The sequence below is a fragment of the Shewanella sp. SR1 genome, from assembly GCF_020447145.1.
Taxonomy (GTDB): domain Bacteria; phylum Pseudomonadota; class Gammaproteobacteria; order Enterobacterales; family Shewanellaceae; genus Shewanella; species Shewanella baltica.
Window position 1 is genome coordinate 79330 of the sequence record NZ_JAJAEF010000013.1, and the last position, 15666, is coordinate 94995.

General features: G+C 47.8%; 15 protein-coding genes. 10 read left to right on the forward strand and 5 right to left on the reverse strand.

The window, feature by feature from the left end; genetic code table 11:
* Nucleotides 1-106: 106 nt before the first annotated feature.
* The 8 genes from nrdR to KV201_RS13615 all read left to right on the forward strand — a co-directional run bounded on the left by nrdR (nt 107) and on the right by KV201_RS13615 (nt 6242).
* The gene (gene nrdR, locus KV201_RS13580) at nt 107-556 is read left to right on the forward strand and encodes a transcriptional regulator NrdR (protein ID WP_105251748.1); all 450 of its coding nucleotides are present in this window, start codon (nt 107-109) and stop codon (nt 554-556) included.
* A gap of 109 nt (nt 557-665) precedes the next feature.
* Nucleotides 666-1820, forward strand: a complete 1155-nt coding sequence (ribD, locus tag KV201_RS13585) for a bifunctional diaminohydroxyphosphoribosylaminopyrimidine deaminase/5-amino-6-(5-phosphoribosylamino)uracil reductase RibD (RefSeq protein WP_226059638.1) — start codon at nt 666-668, stop codon at nt 1818-1820.
* Between the two features lie 11 nt (nt 1821-1831).
* Nucleotides 1832-2488 (forward strand): riboflavin synthase, encoded by a 657-nt coding sequence (locus tag KV201_RS13590; protein WP_226059639.1) that lies wholly within the window; start codon nt 1832-1834, stop codon nt 2486-2488.
* Nucleotides 2489-2583: 95 nt separating this feature from the next.
* Nucleotides 2584-3687 (forward strand): bifunctional 3,4-dihydroxy-2-butanone-4-phosphate synthase/GTP cyclohydrolase II, encoded by a 1104-nt coding sequence (ribBA, locus tag KV201_RS13595; protein ID WP_006082640.1) that lies wholly within the window; start codon nt 2584-2586, stop codon nt 3685-3687.
* A gap of 130 nt (nt 3688-3817) precedes the next feature.
* On the forward strand, nt 3818-4297 hold the full coding sequence (gene ribE / locus KV201_RS13600) for a 6,7-dimethyl-8-ribityllumazine synthase (protein WP_006082639.1): 480 nt from the start codon (nt 3818-3820) through the stop codon (nt 4295-4297).
* A gap of 11 nt (nt 4298-4308) precedes the next feature.
* Nucleotides 4309-4713, forward strand: a complete 405-nt coding sequence (gene nusB / locus KV201_RS13605) for a transcription antitermination factor NusB (RefSeq protein WP_006082638.1) — start codon at nt 4309-4311, stop codon at nt 4711-4713.
* A gap of 78 nt (nt 4714-4791) precedes the next feature.
* Nucleotides 4792-5748: a thiamine-phosphate kinase gene (gene thiL / locus KV201_RS13610; protein ID WP_037392620.1), complete on the forward strand. Its 957-nt coding sequence runs from the start codon at nt 4792-4794 to the stop codon at nt 5746-5748.
* Complete coding sequence (locus KV201_RS13615; protein ID WP_006082636.1) at nt 5748-6242, forward strand: phosphatidylglycerophosphatase A; 495 nt, start codon at nt 5748-5750, stop codon at nt 6240-6242. The genes thiL and KV201_RS13615 overlap by 1 nt, the downstream gene beginning before the upstream one ends.
* A gap of 134 nt (nt 6243-6376) precedes the next feature.
* Here the strand turns inward: KV201_RS13615 and recN are convergent, their stop codons facing one another.
* Together recN and KV201_RS13625 are read right to left on the reverse strand one after the other, a co-directional pair.
* Nucleotides 6377-8035 (reverse strand): DNA repair protein RecN, encoded by a 1659-nt coding sequence (recN, locus tag KV201_RS13620; RefSeq protein WP_006086873.1) that lies wholly within the window; start codon nt 8033-8035, stop codon nt 6377-6379.
* 128 nt (nt 8036-8163) lie between these two features.
* On the reverse strand, nt 8164-9126 hold the full coding sequence (locus KV201_RS13625; RefSeq protein WP_226059640.1) for an AEC family transporter: 963 nt from the start codon (nt 9124-9126) through the stop codon (nt 8164-8166).
* Nucleotides 9127-9425: 299 nt separating this feature from the next.
* On the opposite strand from KV201_RS13625, the gene lldR reads away from it, so the two are divergent.
* A complete protein-coding gene (gene lldR / locus KV201_RS13630; RefSeq protein WP_006082633.1) occupies nt 9426-10325 on the forward strand; it encodes a LysR family transcriptional regulator LldR in 900 nt (299 codons plus the stop codon).
* A 21-nt stretch (nt 10326-10346) separates the two neighbouring features.
* Here the strand turns inward: lldR and KV201_RS13635 are convergent, their stop codons facing one another.
* The 3 genes from KV201_RS13635 to barA form a co-directional block, all read right to left on the reverse strand.
* On the reverse strand, nt 10347-10580 hold the full coding sequence (locus tag KV201_RS13635) for a DUF3319 domain-containing protein (protein ID WP_006082632.1): 234 nt from the start codon (nt 10578-10580) through the stop codon (nt 10347-10349).
* Nucleotides 10581-10813: 233 nt separating this feature from the next.
* Nucleotides 10814-11413, reverse strand: a complete 600-nt coding sequence (locus KV201_RS13640) for a YjaG family protein (protein WP_220590851.1) — start codon at nt 11411-11413, stop codon at nt 10814-10816.
* Nucleotides 11388-14189, reverse strand: coding sequence for a two-component sensor histidine kinase BarA (barA, locus tag KV201_RS13645; protein ID WP_226059641.1), 2802 nt, complete (start codon nt 14187-14189; stop codon nt 11388-11390). The genes KV201_RS13640 and barA overlap by 26 nt, the downstream gene beginning before the upstream one ends.
* Before the next feature lie 100 nt (nt 14190-14289).
* Between barA and rlmD the strand changes: the two genes are divergently transcribed.
* Nucleotides 14290-15642 (forward strand): 23S rRNA (uracil(1939)-C(5))-methyltransferase RlmD, encoded by a 1353-nt coding sequence (gene rlmD / locus KV201_RS13650; protein ID WP_226059642.1) that lies wholly within the window; start codon nt 14290-14292, stop codon nt 15640-15642.
* The last annotated feature ends 24 nt before the right edge of the window (nt 15643-15666 follow it).

The following is a 15666-nucleotide window of genomic DNA, read 5'->3' on the forward strand; positions in this document are numbered from 1 at the left end:
GCCATTTTTATTGGTAAAATCTTAGGCTTAAATCCATTGCGTTTAGCTGAGATTTTAACAGGTAAAGCCATTAACGCTTTACTCACATTCACTGGCAGGAGGCTCAATGCATTGTCCATTTTGCAGCGCGACAGATACTAAAGTCATCGATTCTCGATTAGTGGCAGAAGGCCATCAAGTGCGCCGTCGCCGAGAATGCACCGAATGCCATGAAAGATTTACCACCTTCGAAGGCGCCGAATTAGTCATGCCTAGGGTGATTAAGCGCGACGGTTCACGCCAACCCTTCGATGAAGAAAAACTCCAAGGTGGCATGCTGCGTGCCGTTGAAAAACGCCCCGTGTCTATGGATGAAATCGAGCAAGCACTCAGCAAAATCAAGTCCACCCTGCGCGCCACGGGCGAGCGGGAAGTGCCGTCTGAAATGGTCGGCAACCTGATGATGGAGCAATTGATGAACCTCGATAAAGTCGCCTACATACGTTTCGCTTCTGTGTACCGCGCCTTCGAAGACGTCTCTGAATTTGGCGAAGCCATCGCCAAACTGCAAAAGTAGTCATTCAGCTTTTGTCGCCTAAAAAGGCAGACATGCAGTTGCTAAAAGCATGAAAAGACAGGTTTTATAAGACAGGTGAAAGCCGAAACCTTTAATAACAGGGTTGAACATGAGCTTGAACATAAGTTGGTCCGTACTCGATACCCAAATGATGAGCCGCGCGATTCAATTGGCGCGTAAGGGCTTTTACACCACAAGACCCAATCCCAGTGTGGGCTGCGTTATCGTTAAAGATAACCAAATTGTCGGTGAAGGTTATCATCAAAAAGCGGGTGAACCCCACGCCGAAGTGCATGCGCTACGTATGGCTGGCGAACACGCCCGCGGCGCAACGGCCTATGTCACCTTAGAACCCTGCAGCCATTATGGGCGCACGCCGCCCTGCGCCTTGGCACTGATCAATATTGGCGTTAAACGTGTAGTCGTGGCGGTGGAAGATCCTAATCCGCAAGTGGCTGGTCGCGGTATTCAAATGCTGCGTGACGCCGGCATTGAAGTGGATGTGGGATTACACCGCGATGAAGCCTATGCCTTGAATTTAGGTTTTATGAAGCGGATGGAATCTGGATTGCCCAGAGTCACAGTAAAATTAGCCGCGAGTCTCGATGGTAAAACCGCGCTGTCGAATGGTGTGTCTAAATGGATAACTGGCACAGAATCCCGCCGCGACGTGCAGCGATTACGCTTACGTTCCTGCGCGCTGGTGACGGGGATCGAAACTATATTGGCAGACGATCCTTCGCTCAATGTGCGATATCAAGAACTTGGTGGCTTAAAAGACAGTCTAACCGAGGCGCAATTACTGCAACCATTAAGAGTGATACTCGACAGCCGTGCCCGTTTGCCGTTATCGGCCGCATGTTTGGCTATCGTATCGCCCATATTGTTGGTCTCGACCGTGGCTTATCCCGCAGAGTTTCAAGCACAATTACCCTCCCATGTGAGTTGCCTCCTGTTACCCGCAATTGCAGGTCGTGTCTCGCTTCCTGAACTATTAAACTATTTAGGCCAAAGTTGTAATCACGTGCTGGTGGAAGCGGGTGCAACCCTAGCGGGCGCTTTTTTAGCAGAGGGGCTTGCCGATGAGTTAGTGCTATACCAAGCGATGAAAATCCTCGGTGGGCATGGGCGTAATCTGTTGCAATTGCCCGATTATCAAACCATGGTGCAAATTCCTGCATTAACTTTGGTTGATGAGCGCAAATTAGGGCCAGATACCCGTTTAACCTTGAGCGTTAAGCTTGATAGTTCTTTATTTAATTAAGTGAGTTAACCATGTTTACTGGGATTATTGAAGCCGTCGGCACCCTGCGCAAACTGGAGCGTAAAGGCGATGATATTCGCCTGACCGTGGCGAGTGGCAAACTGGATTTAAATGATGTGCGCTTAGGCGACAGTATTGCCACTAACGGTGTGTGCTTAACGGTTGTGCAGCAATTGGCCGACGGTTATATGGCCGATGTATCAGCGGAAACCGTGAGTCTAACCGGTTTTGCTCACTATAAAGTGGGCACTAAGGTGAATCTTGAAAAGGCCGTCACCCCAACCACACGTTTAGGCGGACACATGGTCAGCGGCCATGTCGACGGTATTGCAACGGTTGAGCAACGCTTAGTGCGTGGTCAAGCTATCGAGTTTTGGTTAGCCGCCCCCGCAGAGCTTGGGCGTTATATTGCCCACAAGGGTTCCATCACCATTGATGGTGTGAGTCTGACGGTTAACGAAGTGGATGGCAGTCGATTCCGCTTGACCATAGTGCCGCATACCGCGGGGGAAACTACCTTAGTCGACCTACAAGCGGGTGATAAGGTGAATATCGAAGTGGATTTAATCGCCCGTTATCTAGAACGCTTGATGAGTTTTGATGGCAAAGACAGCAAGAGCGGTGGCGTCACCATGGAAATGTTAGCCCGTGCTGGGTTTGTGCGTTAGTGCACAGGAGCAGATTATTTAACTTAAGCTTATCGGCAGCTTAGGTTATTTAGGTATAGAATTTCATAACAACAGCAAAATCATAAGGTCCTACAATGGCGCTGCACAGTATAGAAGAGATCATCGAAGATATTCGTCAAGGCAAAATGGTTATTTTGATGGATGACGAAGACAGAGAAAACGAAGGTGATTTGATCATGGCGGCCGAAATGGTCACGCCAGAAGCGATTAACTTTATGGCGAAATATGGCCGTGGACTCATTTGCCAGACCATGACTAAAGCCCGTTGCCAGCAGTTAAATCTGCCCTTAATGGTGACGAATAACAACGCCCAGTTCTCGACTAACTTTACGGTATCTATTGAAGCAGCCGAAGGCGTGACTACCGGTATTTCGGCCCACGACCGCGCGGTAACGGTAAAAGCGGCCGTGGCTAAAGAGGCTAAAGCGTCTGATTTAGTGCAACCTGGGCATATCTTCCCGTTAATGGCACAGGACGGCGGCGTATTAACCCGCGCAGGTCACACTGAAGCCGGTTGTGATTTAGCCCGTCTTGCGGGACTTGAGCCATCGGGCGTTATCGTTGAGATTTTGAACGAAGACGGCACTATGGCACGCCGCCCAGATTTAGAGATTTTCTCCGAGTTGCATGGTATCAAAATCGGCACCATCGCGGCATTAATTGAGTATCGCAACACCAAAGAAACCACGGTTGTGCGTGAAGCTAAATGCAAACTACCGACCCGTTTCGGCGAGTTCGACATGGTGACTTTCAGAGACACTATCGACAATCAACTGCATTTTGCCTTAGTCAAAGGTGAGGTGAAGAGTGATTGTTTGGTGCGCGTGCATCTGCAAAACACCTTCAACGATTTACTCCATTCAGAGCGCGATCAGCAACGCAGCTGGCCACTCGAAAAGGCGATGGAGCGTATTTCAGCAGAAGGTGGCGTATTGGTTTTACTAGGGAATCAAGAACATCCCTGTGAAATCCTCTCTAAGGTGAAAGCCTTTGAAGCCGAAGATCAAGGCCAAGCGCCTGCTTCTGCAAAATGGCAGGGAACGTCGCGCCGTGTGGGTGTGGGTTCGCAAATCCTCGCTAGCCTTGGCGTGACTAAGATGCGCCTGCTCAGCTCGCCTAAACGTTACCATTCACTTTCGGGCTTCGGCCTTGAAGTGACTGAGTATGTGGCGGACTAAAACCCAAAGTTACACTGAAGTAAAATTAACAATTTCTGATAATTTGCATAGGGCTCTGGGCAATTGGCTGTGATATCATGTCGCCACTTTTCGCCCCGAGCTGGGTGCTTTAGCTAAATTAGGTAAGATAATGAACGTAGTTCAAGGTAATATCGAAGCGAAAAATGCCAAAGTTGCGATTGTAATTTCGCGTTTCAACAGCTTTTTAGTTGAGAGCTTGCTTGAAGGTGCACTTGACACGCTGAAACGTTTTGGCCAAGTCAGCGACGACAATATCACTGTTGTCCGTGTACCAGGTGCGGTTGAGTTGCCGCTAGCTGCGCGTCGCGTAGCTGCCAGTGGTAAATTCGACGGTATTATCGCATTAGGTGCGGTGATCCGTGGTGGTACTCCTCATTTTGATTTTGTTGCAGGCGAATGTAATAAAGGTCTAGCTCAAGTTGCTTTAGAATTTGATCTGCCTGTTGCTTTCGGTGTTTTGACCACAGATACCATTGAACAAGCTATTGAACGTTCAGGTACCAAAGCGGGTAACAAAGGCGGCGAAGCTGCTTTAAGTCTGCTTGAAATGGTCAATGTTCTGCAAGAACTTGAACAACAGTTGTTATAGTAGGAAAAATAATGAAGCCTTCTGAGCGCCGCAAGGCCCGCCGTTTAGCCGTTCAAGCCATCTATTCATGGCAACTAAGCGGGAATAATATTGCCGATGTCGAGCATGAGTTTTTAACTGAACAAAGCCTCGACGGTGTTGATGTAGCTTATTTTCGTGAGCTATTTTCAGGCGTTGCAACGAAGAAAACCCAATTGGATGAGCTGATCATCCCGCATCTGGAACGCCCGATTGATGAAGTGTCTCCAGTAGAGAAAGCCATAGTTCGTTTAGCGACCTATGAGCTGACTTTCCGTAAAGATGTGCCATATAAGGTCGCGATTAACGAAGCGATTGAGTTGGCAAAAGCTTTTGGTGCGGACGAGAGTCATAAGTTTGTGAACGGACTGCTCGACAAACTGGTTGCACGCAAGTAATAAAGACAAACGGTATCTTAGGATACCGTTTTTCATTGCTAACAAAGGTGGCCGATGTAAGTCGTGCCAAACTGTACAGTGAAAGAATTCCAATTAATTGAATGTTATTTTAGCAACCGCGGCCCCACTCGCCGTGATGTGAAGCTTGGCATCGGTGACGATTGCGCTTTAGTGCAACCCGCAGAAAACAAGTCGATTGCTATCTCCTGTGACACCTTAGTCGAAAATGTCCATTTCTTCCCCGATATGCCTCCTGCTGCCTTAGGTTACAAAGCCTTAGCGGTAAATTTATCTGATCTGGCTGCCATGGGCGCTGAGCCCGCGTGGATGACGCTTGCCTTGACGCTACCCGAAGTCGATGAAACTTGGCTCAGTGGTTTTAGCGAAGGTTTATTTGAAGCGGCCGATTACTATGGCATCGCCTTAATTGGCGGCGATACGACTCGTGGCCCACGGGCGATTAATATCACAGTACACGGCCAAGTCCCACAGGGTAAGGCACTCACGCGTCATGGTGCTAAAGCCGGTGATTGGATTTATGTCACGGGCACGCTCGGAGATTCGGCCTTAGGTCTGGATATCATTCGCGGCGCGCAACAGGCCAGAGCTGAGCACAAAGAATTCCTGATCAATCGCCATTATCGTCCAACACCAAGAGTCTTAGCGGGCCAAGCTTTGCGCTCGCTAGCCTCCAGTGCTATCGACCTTTCCGACGGGTTTATCTCGGATATCGGTCATGTGCTTAAGGCTTCGGCAGTTGGTGCGGTTGTAGATGTTAATTGCATCCCGCTTTCGCGCGCGATGCAAGATACCGTCAGCGAGGAGCATGCCTTAGGTTATGCACTGACAGGCGGCGAAGATTACGAATTGTTGTTCACCGTTCCTGAGGCGCAAAAAGGCGCGCTTGAGACGGCATTAAGCCATGCAGGAGCAAAGTTTGTTCGTGTTGGGCAAATTTGTGCGGGCAGTAAGCTCAAGTTACAACTCAATGGTGAGCCGTTTACGCCGCCGTATCATGGTTTCGAGCACTTCTAATGAAATGGTTGTCAAAGGATCAGGCGTTAACGCGCCTGTCATTAAAAAATCCTGTCCACTTTTTGGCACTCGGTTTCGGTAGCGGACTCGCCGCTAAAGCGCCCGGTACTTTCGGTACCATAGCTGCTATTCCTCTCTATTTACTGATGGCGCCATTACCGCTTGCTTGGTATATCGGCTTAACTTTAGTCAGTGTATTTGCAGGATTTTATATCTGCGGTAAAGCGGCACATGACATGGGCGTACACGACCATGGCGCGATTGTGTGGGATGAAGTGGCTGGACTGTTGATCACTATGATAGCGGCACCTGCGGGCTGGATTTGGCTGTTAGTGGGCTTTGGTTTATTTCGCTTTTTTGACATCATCAAACCTTGGCCAATCCGTTGGCTCGATGCCAAAGTCGAAGGTGGTTTTGGCATTATGATTGATGATGTCTTAGCGGGCGTATTTGCCTTTATCTGTCTGCAAGGGCTAGTCTGGTGTGTTAGCTAACATGATAGCTAACTTGGCATGATAGTTAACATGGCCAACAACTAACCCTTAACTTTTGATTTCGCATTTTTCTGATTGAAGCTTGATTGAAGGGATTAGCTGAACATCCCTTATCCCTTTTCTGCTTGATTCTACTATTGCAGCAGTTCCCTTGCGTTCGCTAGGGTATTGCTAGTGATAGTATCGCCACCTAACAGCCTTGCAAGTTCTTGAATACGCTGCTCACGATCGAGCGACTTCATTGTAGTTTCTGTACTGCCCGCCTTATTAAACTTATCGACGAACATGTGTTGATGACCATTGCCCGCAACTTGCGGCAAGTGAGTCACGCACAGTACTTGGGTCGATTCCCCTAAGCTGCGTAACATGCGGCCAACCACTGCGGCGGTGGGGCCGGAAATCCCTACATCCACCTCATCGAAAATCAATGTTGGCGTGGCAACTTTCTTAGCGGTAATCACTTGGATCCCTAAGCCTATCCGTGAAAGTTCACCGCCAGATGCGACTTTCGAAATCGGTTGTAAGGGTTGGCCAGGGTTAGTGGTTACCATAAATTCGATATTGTCACTGCCGTTGGCTGACATTTGCTCTGGGTGGAAATTGACTTCGATAGTAAATTTACCCTTAGGCATATTCAGTTCGTGGATTGACTGAGTCACGAGTTTGTCGAGTTCTTTGGCATATCTAGCGCGGCTTTGGCTGAGTTTTTGTGCGTTGCTAAGGTAAGCGGCTCTACTGGCATCGACCTGTAGTTGAATTTCTTCGAGCTTGCTTTCGTCACTGTCTAAGGTGCTCAGTTCTGCCTTTAATGCCAAATGATGTTCGGCTAGTTTATTTGGGCTGACATGGTGCTTACGCGCCAGTTGCATGGCTTTTGATAGCCGTTCTTCTAAATAGGCAAAGTGGGTTGGATCGAGTTCAAGCTTACTCAAATAGTGCTGTAATTCGCCTGCGCTTTCTTGCACTTGGATTAAGGCATCATTGAGCATAGTGTTGATATTGCTTAATGCAGGATCGTAGCTTTGCAGATCTTCGGCGAGGGAAACGACTCGATTAAGCAGCGATTCTATATTGTTCTCTTCGCCTTCAGTGAGTATATCTAAGCTCGCCTGACAGGTATCAATCAACTCAGTGCCATTGGCAAGACGTTTGTGCTCTTGCTCAATTTCATCGAACTCATCGACTTTAAGATCAAACTCATCAAGTTCTTCTACTTGATATTGCACTAATTGCTTACGGGCAATACGTTCATGCTGGGAGGCTTCGAGTTGTTTTAGATCGGCCTCAATTTGCTTGCAGCGTTGAAAGCTGGCGGCAACCGTATCGATAAGTAATCTGTGGTTGGCATAACTGTCGAGCAGGGTGAGTTGATGTTCACTTTTTAACATTGCATGGTGCGCATGTTGACCGTGAATACCGATAAGCAACTGACCCAGTAATTTGAGCTGCGTCAGTGGCACTGGATTACCATTGATGTAGGCGCGCGAGCGGCCATCGCTACCAATAGTTCGACGTAGGATGCACTCATCATCGAGTTCAAGATCGTTATCTTCTAACCAACGTTTTGCCAGTGGAATATCATCCAAGGAAAAGCGAGCGCTAACCTCGGTTTTATTAGCTCCTGGGCGAACACTGCTGGCATCGGCGCGATTGCCTAGGCACAGGCCTAGCGCATCGATGGCGATCGATTTACCTGCACCAGTTTCACCTGTGATGCTGGTCATACCGGGGCGAAAATCCAGTTCTAAAAAACGGACGATAGCGAAGTTATTAATGCTGAGTTGGCAAAGCATAGTGAATTCCTGTCGAAAAACATACCAAACCACTGTATTGATAAACAGTATATACTGATTTTATATACAGTAAAGTGGCTTGGGTAAATAATCGGCATTATCGGCAGTAAATATTTTTAATTAACTGATTATGCATGGGTTCTTACTAAGCTTTCTAAGATAGGCAAACTGAAGAAAGTAACTAAGGTGCCAAATAGAATGCCCTGAGCACTGGTAGAAGCCTGAGTGTTATAGCGCTGGGCGAGCAAGTACACGCTAGCGGCTGTGGGTAGTGCGCTCAAGATCACGCCCATGATCAGGTAGTCGCCGCTCACGCCAAAACGGCTAAGCATAAAGTAGACGAGTGCCGGTTGGACAACTAGCTTGAAGAGGTTGATAAGGCTCAGTTCGATAAAATTCTTGGGGCTAAATACGCTGCTATCTTTCTGGTATCGCATCGCTTTGGCGAGCACCATACCGATGGCAAACAGCGCGCACGGGCTTGAGGTATTGCCAATTTGCTGGATCATGAGCGCCAGCCCTGAGGGCAGTTTTATCTCTAGCGCCGAAATGCCGACGCCAATCAAGCTACCAATAACGATAGGGTTTTTACCGACCGCCATCGCCATTATGACTAAGGCGTGGTGTTGTCTTTGGGTGTTAGTGGCCAGTTCCATCGAGACTAAGGCGACGGCAAACATCAGCACGGATAATAAGCTGGCAATCGCGGCGGCAACTAAGGCACTTTGCTGCTGCGGGAATAAGATGATAAGCAGTGGAATACCAATAAATGCCGTATTACCAAAGGTGGCATTGAGGGCTCGAATGGCGGCAACCGCATGCTGTTTAGGGTTAGCGATCAGCGAGAGCCCAAGGCAGACAAGATAAGTAATCACCATAGCCGTGCTGTAGCCCGCAATAAATCCCCATTGCAAAATTTCATCAATCGGCTGCTGGGCGAGGGCGATAAGCATGATCGCAGGGAAAGCAATATAGTACACATACTGGTTTAGCACTTGATCCGTATCGACGGGCAAGAGTTTTAATTTTTGCACTAGTGTGCCGAGCAACATGATCCCGAAGACGGCAAACAGAGGGGTTAAAATGGTCATTTCCCTCACTCATCCTTACGATTAAATTTTAATAAACTCAGCCACCACCGTCATTTCTACTATCGTTATGATTTTAGGTGGGCGTTTGCCTTTTTTATGTCACGTTAGAACCAGAACTAGCGCCAGCGCAGTAAAACTCGCCACAAAATAACATATCATTTCAGTCTATGGCTATTGCGCTATGGTCGTATAAGTGGATTAATTGATGTTTAAAACACAATGACTTAGCGTACGCTGTGATTGTTGATGACTTTATATAGTGCCTAAAGTGGGCAGCTAGAACAGAATTAGGACATGCAATGAGTGATGATTTAGGCGCTGAACTACAACTTGTCTATCTTTTTGTGCATTTAGTCAATGCGGGCAGTTTTTCACAGGCGGCGAAGGAGCTTGATATGCCCATTGCCACAGTGAGCCGCAAGTTAGCTAAGTTGGAAGAGAAGCTCGATAAGCAGCTTTTTATGCGCAGCACCCGCAAGTTACGATTGACGGAGGAAGGGTTGGCACTCTTTCAACGCTACCAGAGTGTGGTTGCCCAATTTGATGAACTGAGTGGTGCGGGCAGCGATAAACCCGAGGGCACCCTGCGCATCGCCGCGCCAATTTCGATTATTTCCATCGTGTTTATTCAAGCTTTGAATGAATTTGGCCGACTGTATCCCGATATCCGTTTGCACATTTCCCAGAGCAATGAGTTAGTCGATTTGATTGATAAGGGCATAGATGTGGCGATTGTCGGCGGGGCTCAGCCTGATTCTTCTTGGGTGTCGAGCACCTTAGGTGAGCTGGATTATTGCCTGTTTGCCACGCCAGAATACTTGGCTCAGGCACCTAAACTTGAGCATCCCGATGATCTCGAAGCCCATCAACTGATAAAAGTCTGGCCGCTGTTTAATTGGCATTTAAAGCATCCGAGCGGTGAGTCTTTCTATTTTAATGGTCCAACTAAGCTGACTCTCACGGATTTGCACGGTGCGATTCAGGCGACCTTAGGCCATGGCGGGATCTTGTATGGTCCTGAACTGTTTGTAAAACAGCAGATTAAAGAAGGGAAACTTAAAGTATTATTGCCAGAATGGATTGGCGAGCAGAGGCGGATTTCGATTTTATATCATCAGCGCAGCCAGCAGCCGCTAAAGGTCAGAGTCTTTATTGAGTTTATGCAGTCAAAGGCGCCAGAGTTATTCTCTATGCGTTGATTTAACGAGGGGAACGGATGCTTAACGTCTTTTAGGTTTTACCGTGTTTTTGCTCATGGTATTTTGCGTTTGTTTCGCGTCCTGCAGGCTGGAGCGTGTCGCGGGTAATATGCCGAGTTCCAAGAAGTATCCCACTAAACGCCGCAGTTCGAATAAAGAGCCGATACGCTGTTGATCTTTGATGGTCAGTTTCCAACTGTCGGTTCGTCCTTCGCTATTGGTTAAGACAAATCCTTGATAAACAATCTTTTTCATTGGAATAGCTCAATATTGGCTGATGGAACTTGCTAGCTTTGGTTTTACTCGTTTTGGGCTTGCTTGAAAGTGATTGCAGTCGAGCTTAGAGGCTTATTGTTTAGAAACATTATTTAGAAACATTATTTAGAAACATTATTTAGAAACATTATTTAGAAACATTATTTAGAAACATTGCTTAGACATACTGTTTAGAAATAAGGGTGCTTGAGTTACCCCAAGCACCCCATCAATTAAGCGACGCTGATGCCGATATTAGATACGCCCGCTTCGATAATGTCTTTGCGTAAACCTTTGACCAGTTCCGCCGTGATCTTTGGATTTTCTTCGATAATTTCCAGCAGAGAATTTTGTAATTCTTTCTCTTCTTCCATGACTTCATGGGCAAAAACAAAATCATCTAATGCTTCATCGACTAAATCGACATCGCTGATGGCTTCGATATAGTTAGCCACTGTGCTCGATGACAGTTTGCTGATATTGACGATATCTTCTTCAATCTTGCCTTGAATCGCACCCAGTAAGGTCGATATGGCGACCACAGCGTCCATGGCTGGATAGACGCCATAGGCTTCAAAATCAGCGGGTTCTGGGGTGTTATCTTCAAGACGTTGCAGATGCACATCGATATTGAATTTAAGCTTAGGATCGTACAGGGATTGCCACATTAGCTCTAATGCAGTGCTTAACACTGCAGGGTCACCAAACTCACAGACTTCGGAAAACAGTTGATAGTTGGGCAACATGCGTTGGCAAAGTGCAGTGGCGAAGAGTTGTTTTTGTGGCAGTGTTAACGCCTTAAGACGTTTAAAGAAGCCCGTTTTTTTGGTCATCTGTTATTTCCGCTGATAGCTGTGATATCACTTGATTTGCCGCAGATTCTACCTTAGTTAACTCATCAAGTAACTCTAGTATTTCGGGTTCGAGATCTTCGACCGCTGTTTCACGTTTTAGCGCCGATTCTATTTCTTGGCATAATCTTTGGGTTGTTGGCACGCCGCAGTAGCAGCTCGCACCATGAAGTTTATGGATAGTACTGAGCATGACGGGATGATCGTTTTGACTCAGCGCCGTCTGAATTGTCGTCACGGTTAGCGGCAAGGAGTCGAGCAACATTCTCAGCATGTCTAAGGCGAGGTCTGCCTTATGATTGGCTTGGGTTAAGCATAAATCCCAGTTCAGCGTATGCAGGTCAAAATGGGTGAATTTGGGGCGAGTGATCCAGCGATGGATAACGTCTTTGAGCGCCGCTTCATCAATAGGTTTCGGTAAATATCCATCCATGCCACTGCCTAAGATCAGCTCGCGTTCTTCGGCAATCGCATGGGCCGTCACGGCAATAATCGGCGTGTTACGGTTCATCGAGCCTTGGCGAATTTGCTTAGTGGCGCTGATACCATCTGTGCCTGGCATCTGAATATCCATAAAAATCAAATCGAAGGTGCGAGTCTTCGCCTGTTTAACTGCTTCATCGCCACTGTTGACCGCAACTACCGTTGTCACTAACTCGCTGAGCAAGGTGTCGATTAGCTTTAAGTTAGCAAAGTTATCATCCACCGCCAGTACGGTTAAGGATTGGCGCGCCGCCGGCGTGGCTATGGTCACTGGGGCTATGATGTCGTATTCCATCGGTGGATAGAGTAAGTTGCGGGCAAGTTGATGCTCACTGACGGGCAGAGACAACACCACATCGGCATTCGGGCGGATAAATTGGGTTAAGGCATCCTGTTCTTGGCAATCGTATAGCACCACAAGACAATCGGTTTTGGTCTTCGCCAAGTTAAGTGTACTTACCAGTTGTCCTGCATCGCTAAATCCATGGCAACTCAAGAGAACATAGTCGTATGGCGCTTCGGCCGTGTTGAGTGTGGTCAGCAAGCTTGGGATATGCTGATGGTGAGTCACTTTGGTATCCCATTGATTCAATTGGCGACTCAAGACAGCATGAGTCAGCACTCGGGGCTCATAAAACAGTATGGTTTTGTCTTTGAGTTTTTCGAGCGGCAGTGAGTCACCGATTTGGAACTGACCTAAGCCGAGCGGCAAACTGAACCAGAAGTTTGAGCCTTTCTCTGGGGATGAGGTAAAGCCAATTTGGCCGCCCATTTGATTCACTAAACGCTTAGTGATCACTAAACCTAAGCCTGTACCGCCAAAGCGGCGGGAAATCGACGAATCGGCTTGGCCAAAGGCTTGGAATAAAAAGTCTTGCTGGCTTTCATCGATACCGATACCAGTATCGACCACATCACAGCGCAGTACTACTTGTTCTTCCGACTGGCTTTGCAGTTCGATTTTGACCATCACGCTGCCAGAGTCGGTGAATTTAATCGCGTTACCGACCAAGTTATTGATGATTTGGCACACACGCATTGCATCGCCATTCACATTGTCGGGTACGTTAGGAGCGATATCGACGACGAGTTCTAGGCCCTTCGCCTGAGCGCTGCCCGAGATTAGCGTGATGGTATCGCCTATGGTTTCTCTTAGACCGAAGGGCATGTTTTCCAACACCATTTTACCGGCTTCGAGTTTAGAAAAATCGAGAATATCGTTGATGATGCCCAGCAGGTTAGTGGCGCTGCGCTCAATGGTTTTGATGTAATCCACTTGGCTCGAATGCAAAGGGGTTTTCACCAATTGCCGTGCAAAACCAATAACCCCATTGAGCGGCGTACGTAACTCGTGGGACATGTTGGCTAAGAATTCTGATTTAATTCGGCTGGCTTCTAGGGCGCGTTTTTTCGCTAAATCTAACTCGACGTTTTGGATTTCAATCTGCTCTAAGGTTTCCCGCAGATCCGAAGTCGCTTGGTCGATATTTTGCTGCATCTCATCATGGTATTCCGACAGCGAACCTGCCATGGCATTGATGCCGCGTTTGAGTAAGTCGAGCTCACCAATCAAGTTGCCATCTAAGCGGGCGTCCAACTTACCTTCACGGATTTTAGCGACGACGCGCACCATTTCAGTAATGGGCTGAGTGACGTTTTTCACCAGCCGGAAAGTGAACAACAGGTTCAACTGCACCCCGATCAACACGATTATAAAGGCGGCGACGGCGGCTCTATGTTGCTCGAGCAAGGCGCGTTCTTTATTGATGATGATGGAGATATAACCTAACAGCTGACCATCGTCGGTTTGGATATCGTAATTTGCGGGAGCGGCGCTGGGCCCGGTGGAGAAAATCGGTGTCCGTAAAATCAGGCTGTCGCCCACATGCTCTATTTCGGTTTTATGCAGTGTGTTAAGCGCTTCTTTGTAGCGCATAATTTCAAAATCTTTGTGGTAATGCGAGGTCACAAAGAGCTGATTATTGGCATCGAAAATCGCGATGGATTTCACTAAGGTGGATTTGTTGAGCTGCGCTGCGGCGAGTAAGCGTTTGGTCGCCTCGCGATCATTGGCCACTAAACCTATTTCACTGGCAATCGACAGCGGCTCGATAATATTGCTGCCCTGTTCGACGAGCGTATCTTCGAGCTCATAAAAACGGTTTATGGTAAAGTAGCTGCCCAGAAGGATACCGACCAAGATTGTTGGCGCGAGCGCCAGTACAAGAACCCAAGAACGTAGGCTGTATTTGGTCATGTTGTTGACTGGGTTCATAGCAGCGGCGGTGTTTCCTGTGACAGAGACTAAGATAATTTTATAAGACTGCCAGAAAGAGGGCGGTCTTTGCCAGTATTTTATTGATTTAGAGGCCGAAATGGCGCAATTTTTTAAAGCAAAACCAAATAGTTCCAAACAGTTGTCGGCTAAGTTATCGCTGAGCGTCAATCAGCTCGATCACTTAGGGGCAGGTATAGCACAACATCAAGGTAAAGTCGTGTTTATCCCCGGCGCACTGCCCGATGAAACCGTGACGGTACAGCTCACCGAGCAAAAGAAAAATTATGCCCGCGCTAAGTTAATCAAAGTCGATACACCTAGCTCGGAGCGCGTCGAGCCCGAGTGTCCACACTATCACACCTGCGGCGGCTGCGACTTACAGCATATGTCATTATCGGGCCAGCGTGAGCATAAAGAAGCGGCGCTGCTGGATATTATGGCTAAGTTTGCCGGCGCCGATGGCGGCGCGTTATCGCCCGCATTAACGGGGGAAGGTTGGCATTATCGTCGCCGTGCCCGTCTTGCGACTTTATTTGATAAAAATACCAAACACTTAAGCTTAGGTTTTCGTGCTGCTAGTAGCAGCCACGTGGTGCCTATCAGTCAGTGTCAGGTGTTAGCTAAGCCGTTATCGGACTTGATCGTCCCCTTTGCTAAGTTGCTAAATCAATTGTCGGCTAAAGCCAGCTTAGGTCACCTTGAGTTAATTGCCGCCGATAATGGTCACTTTGCCGTGCTGCGTATCACTAAGGCGCTCAACGATAAAGATCTCGCTAAGCTGTCAGCCTTTGCTGAGCAGCATCAAATTCACATTTGTCTGCAGGACAACGAAGGCCAATTCCAAGGCGTTGGCGCCGAGTTAGTGTTACCGGTTTATCAGCTGTTAGATGACAAAGCTGAGTCGGATGCGGTGAGTTTAAGCTTCACCCCAGGTAACTTTGTGCAAGTGAACGGACAGATTAATAAGGCCATGGTCGCTCAAGCGATGGATTGGTTAGCGCCAGCGCCTGATGAGCGCATTTTGGATTTGTTCTGCGGCATGGGGAATTTTAGTTTGCCCTTAGCGAAAATGGGCGCTGATGTGATTGGCGTCGAAGGGGTTGCCGAGATGGTGACTCAGGCACGGGTGAACGCTAAAGCTAACAATTTGGATAAACTGACCTTTTACCATGGCGACTTAAGCGCGGATTTATCCCTTGAGCCTTGGATGGGCAAAATTGATAAATTACTGCTCGATCCCGCCCGAGCGGGTGCTTTTGAAAGCTTGCAATGGCTGAAGAAAATGAAGCCGCGCAAAGTCGTGTATGTATCTTGTAATCCTGCGAGCTTGGCCCGCGATAGCGCTGTACTGTTAGAACGCGGTTACCGCTTACAGCAATTGGGACTTATCGACATGTTCCCACAAACACACCATATCGAAGCCATGGCACTGTTTGAATTAACCAAGTAATTTGCGCTGGCAAAGTAAGCAAAG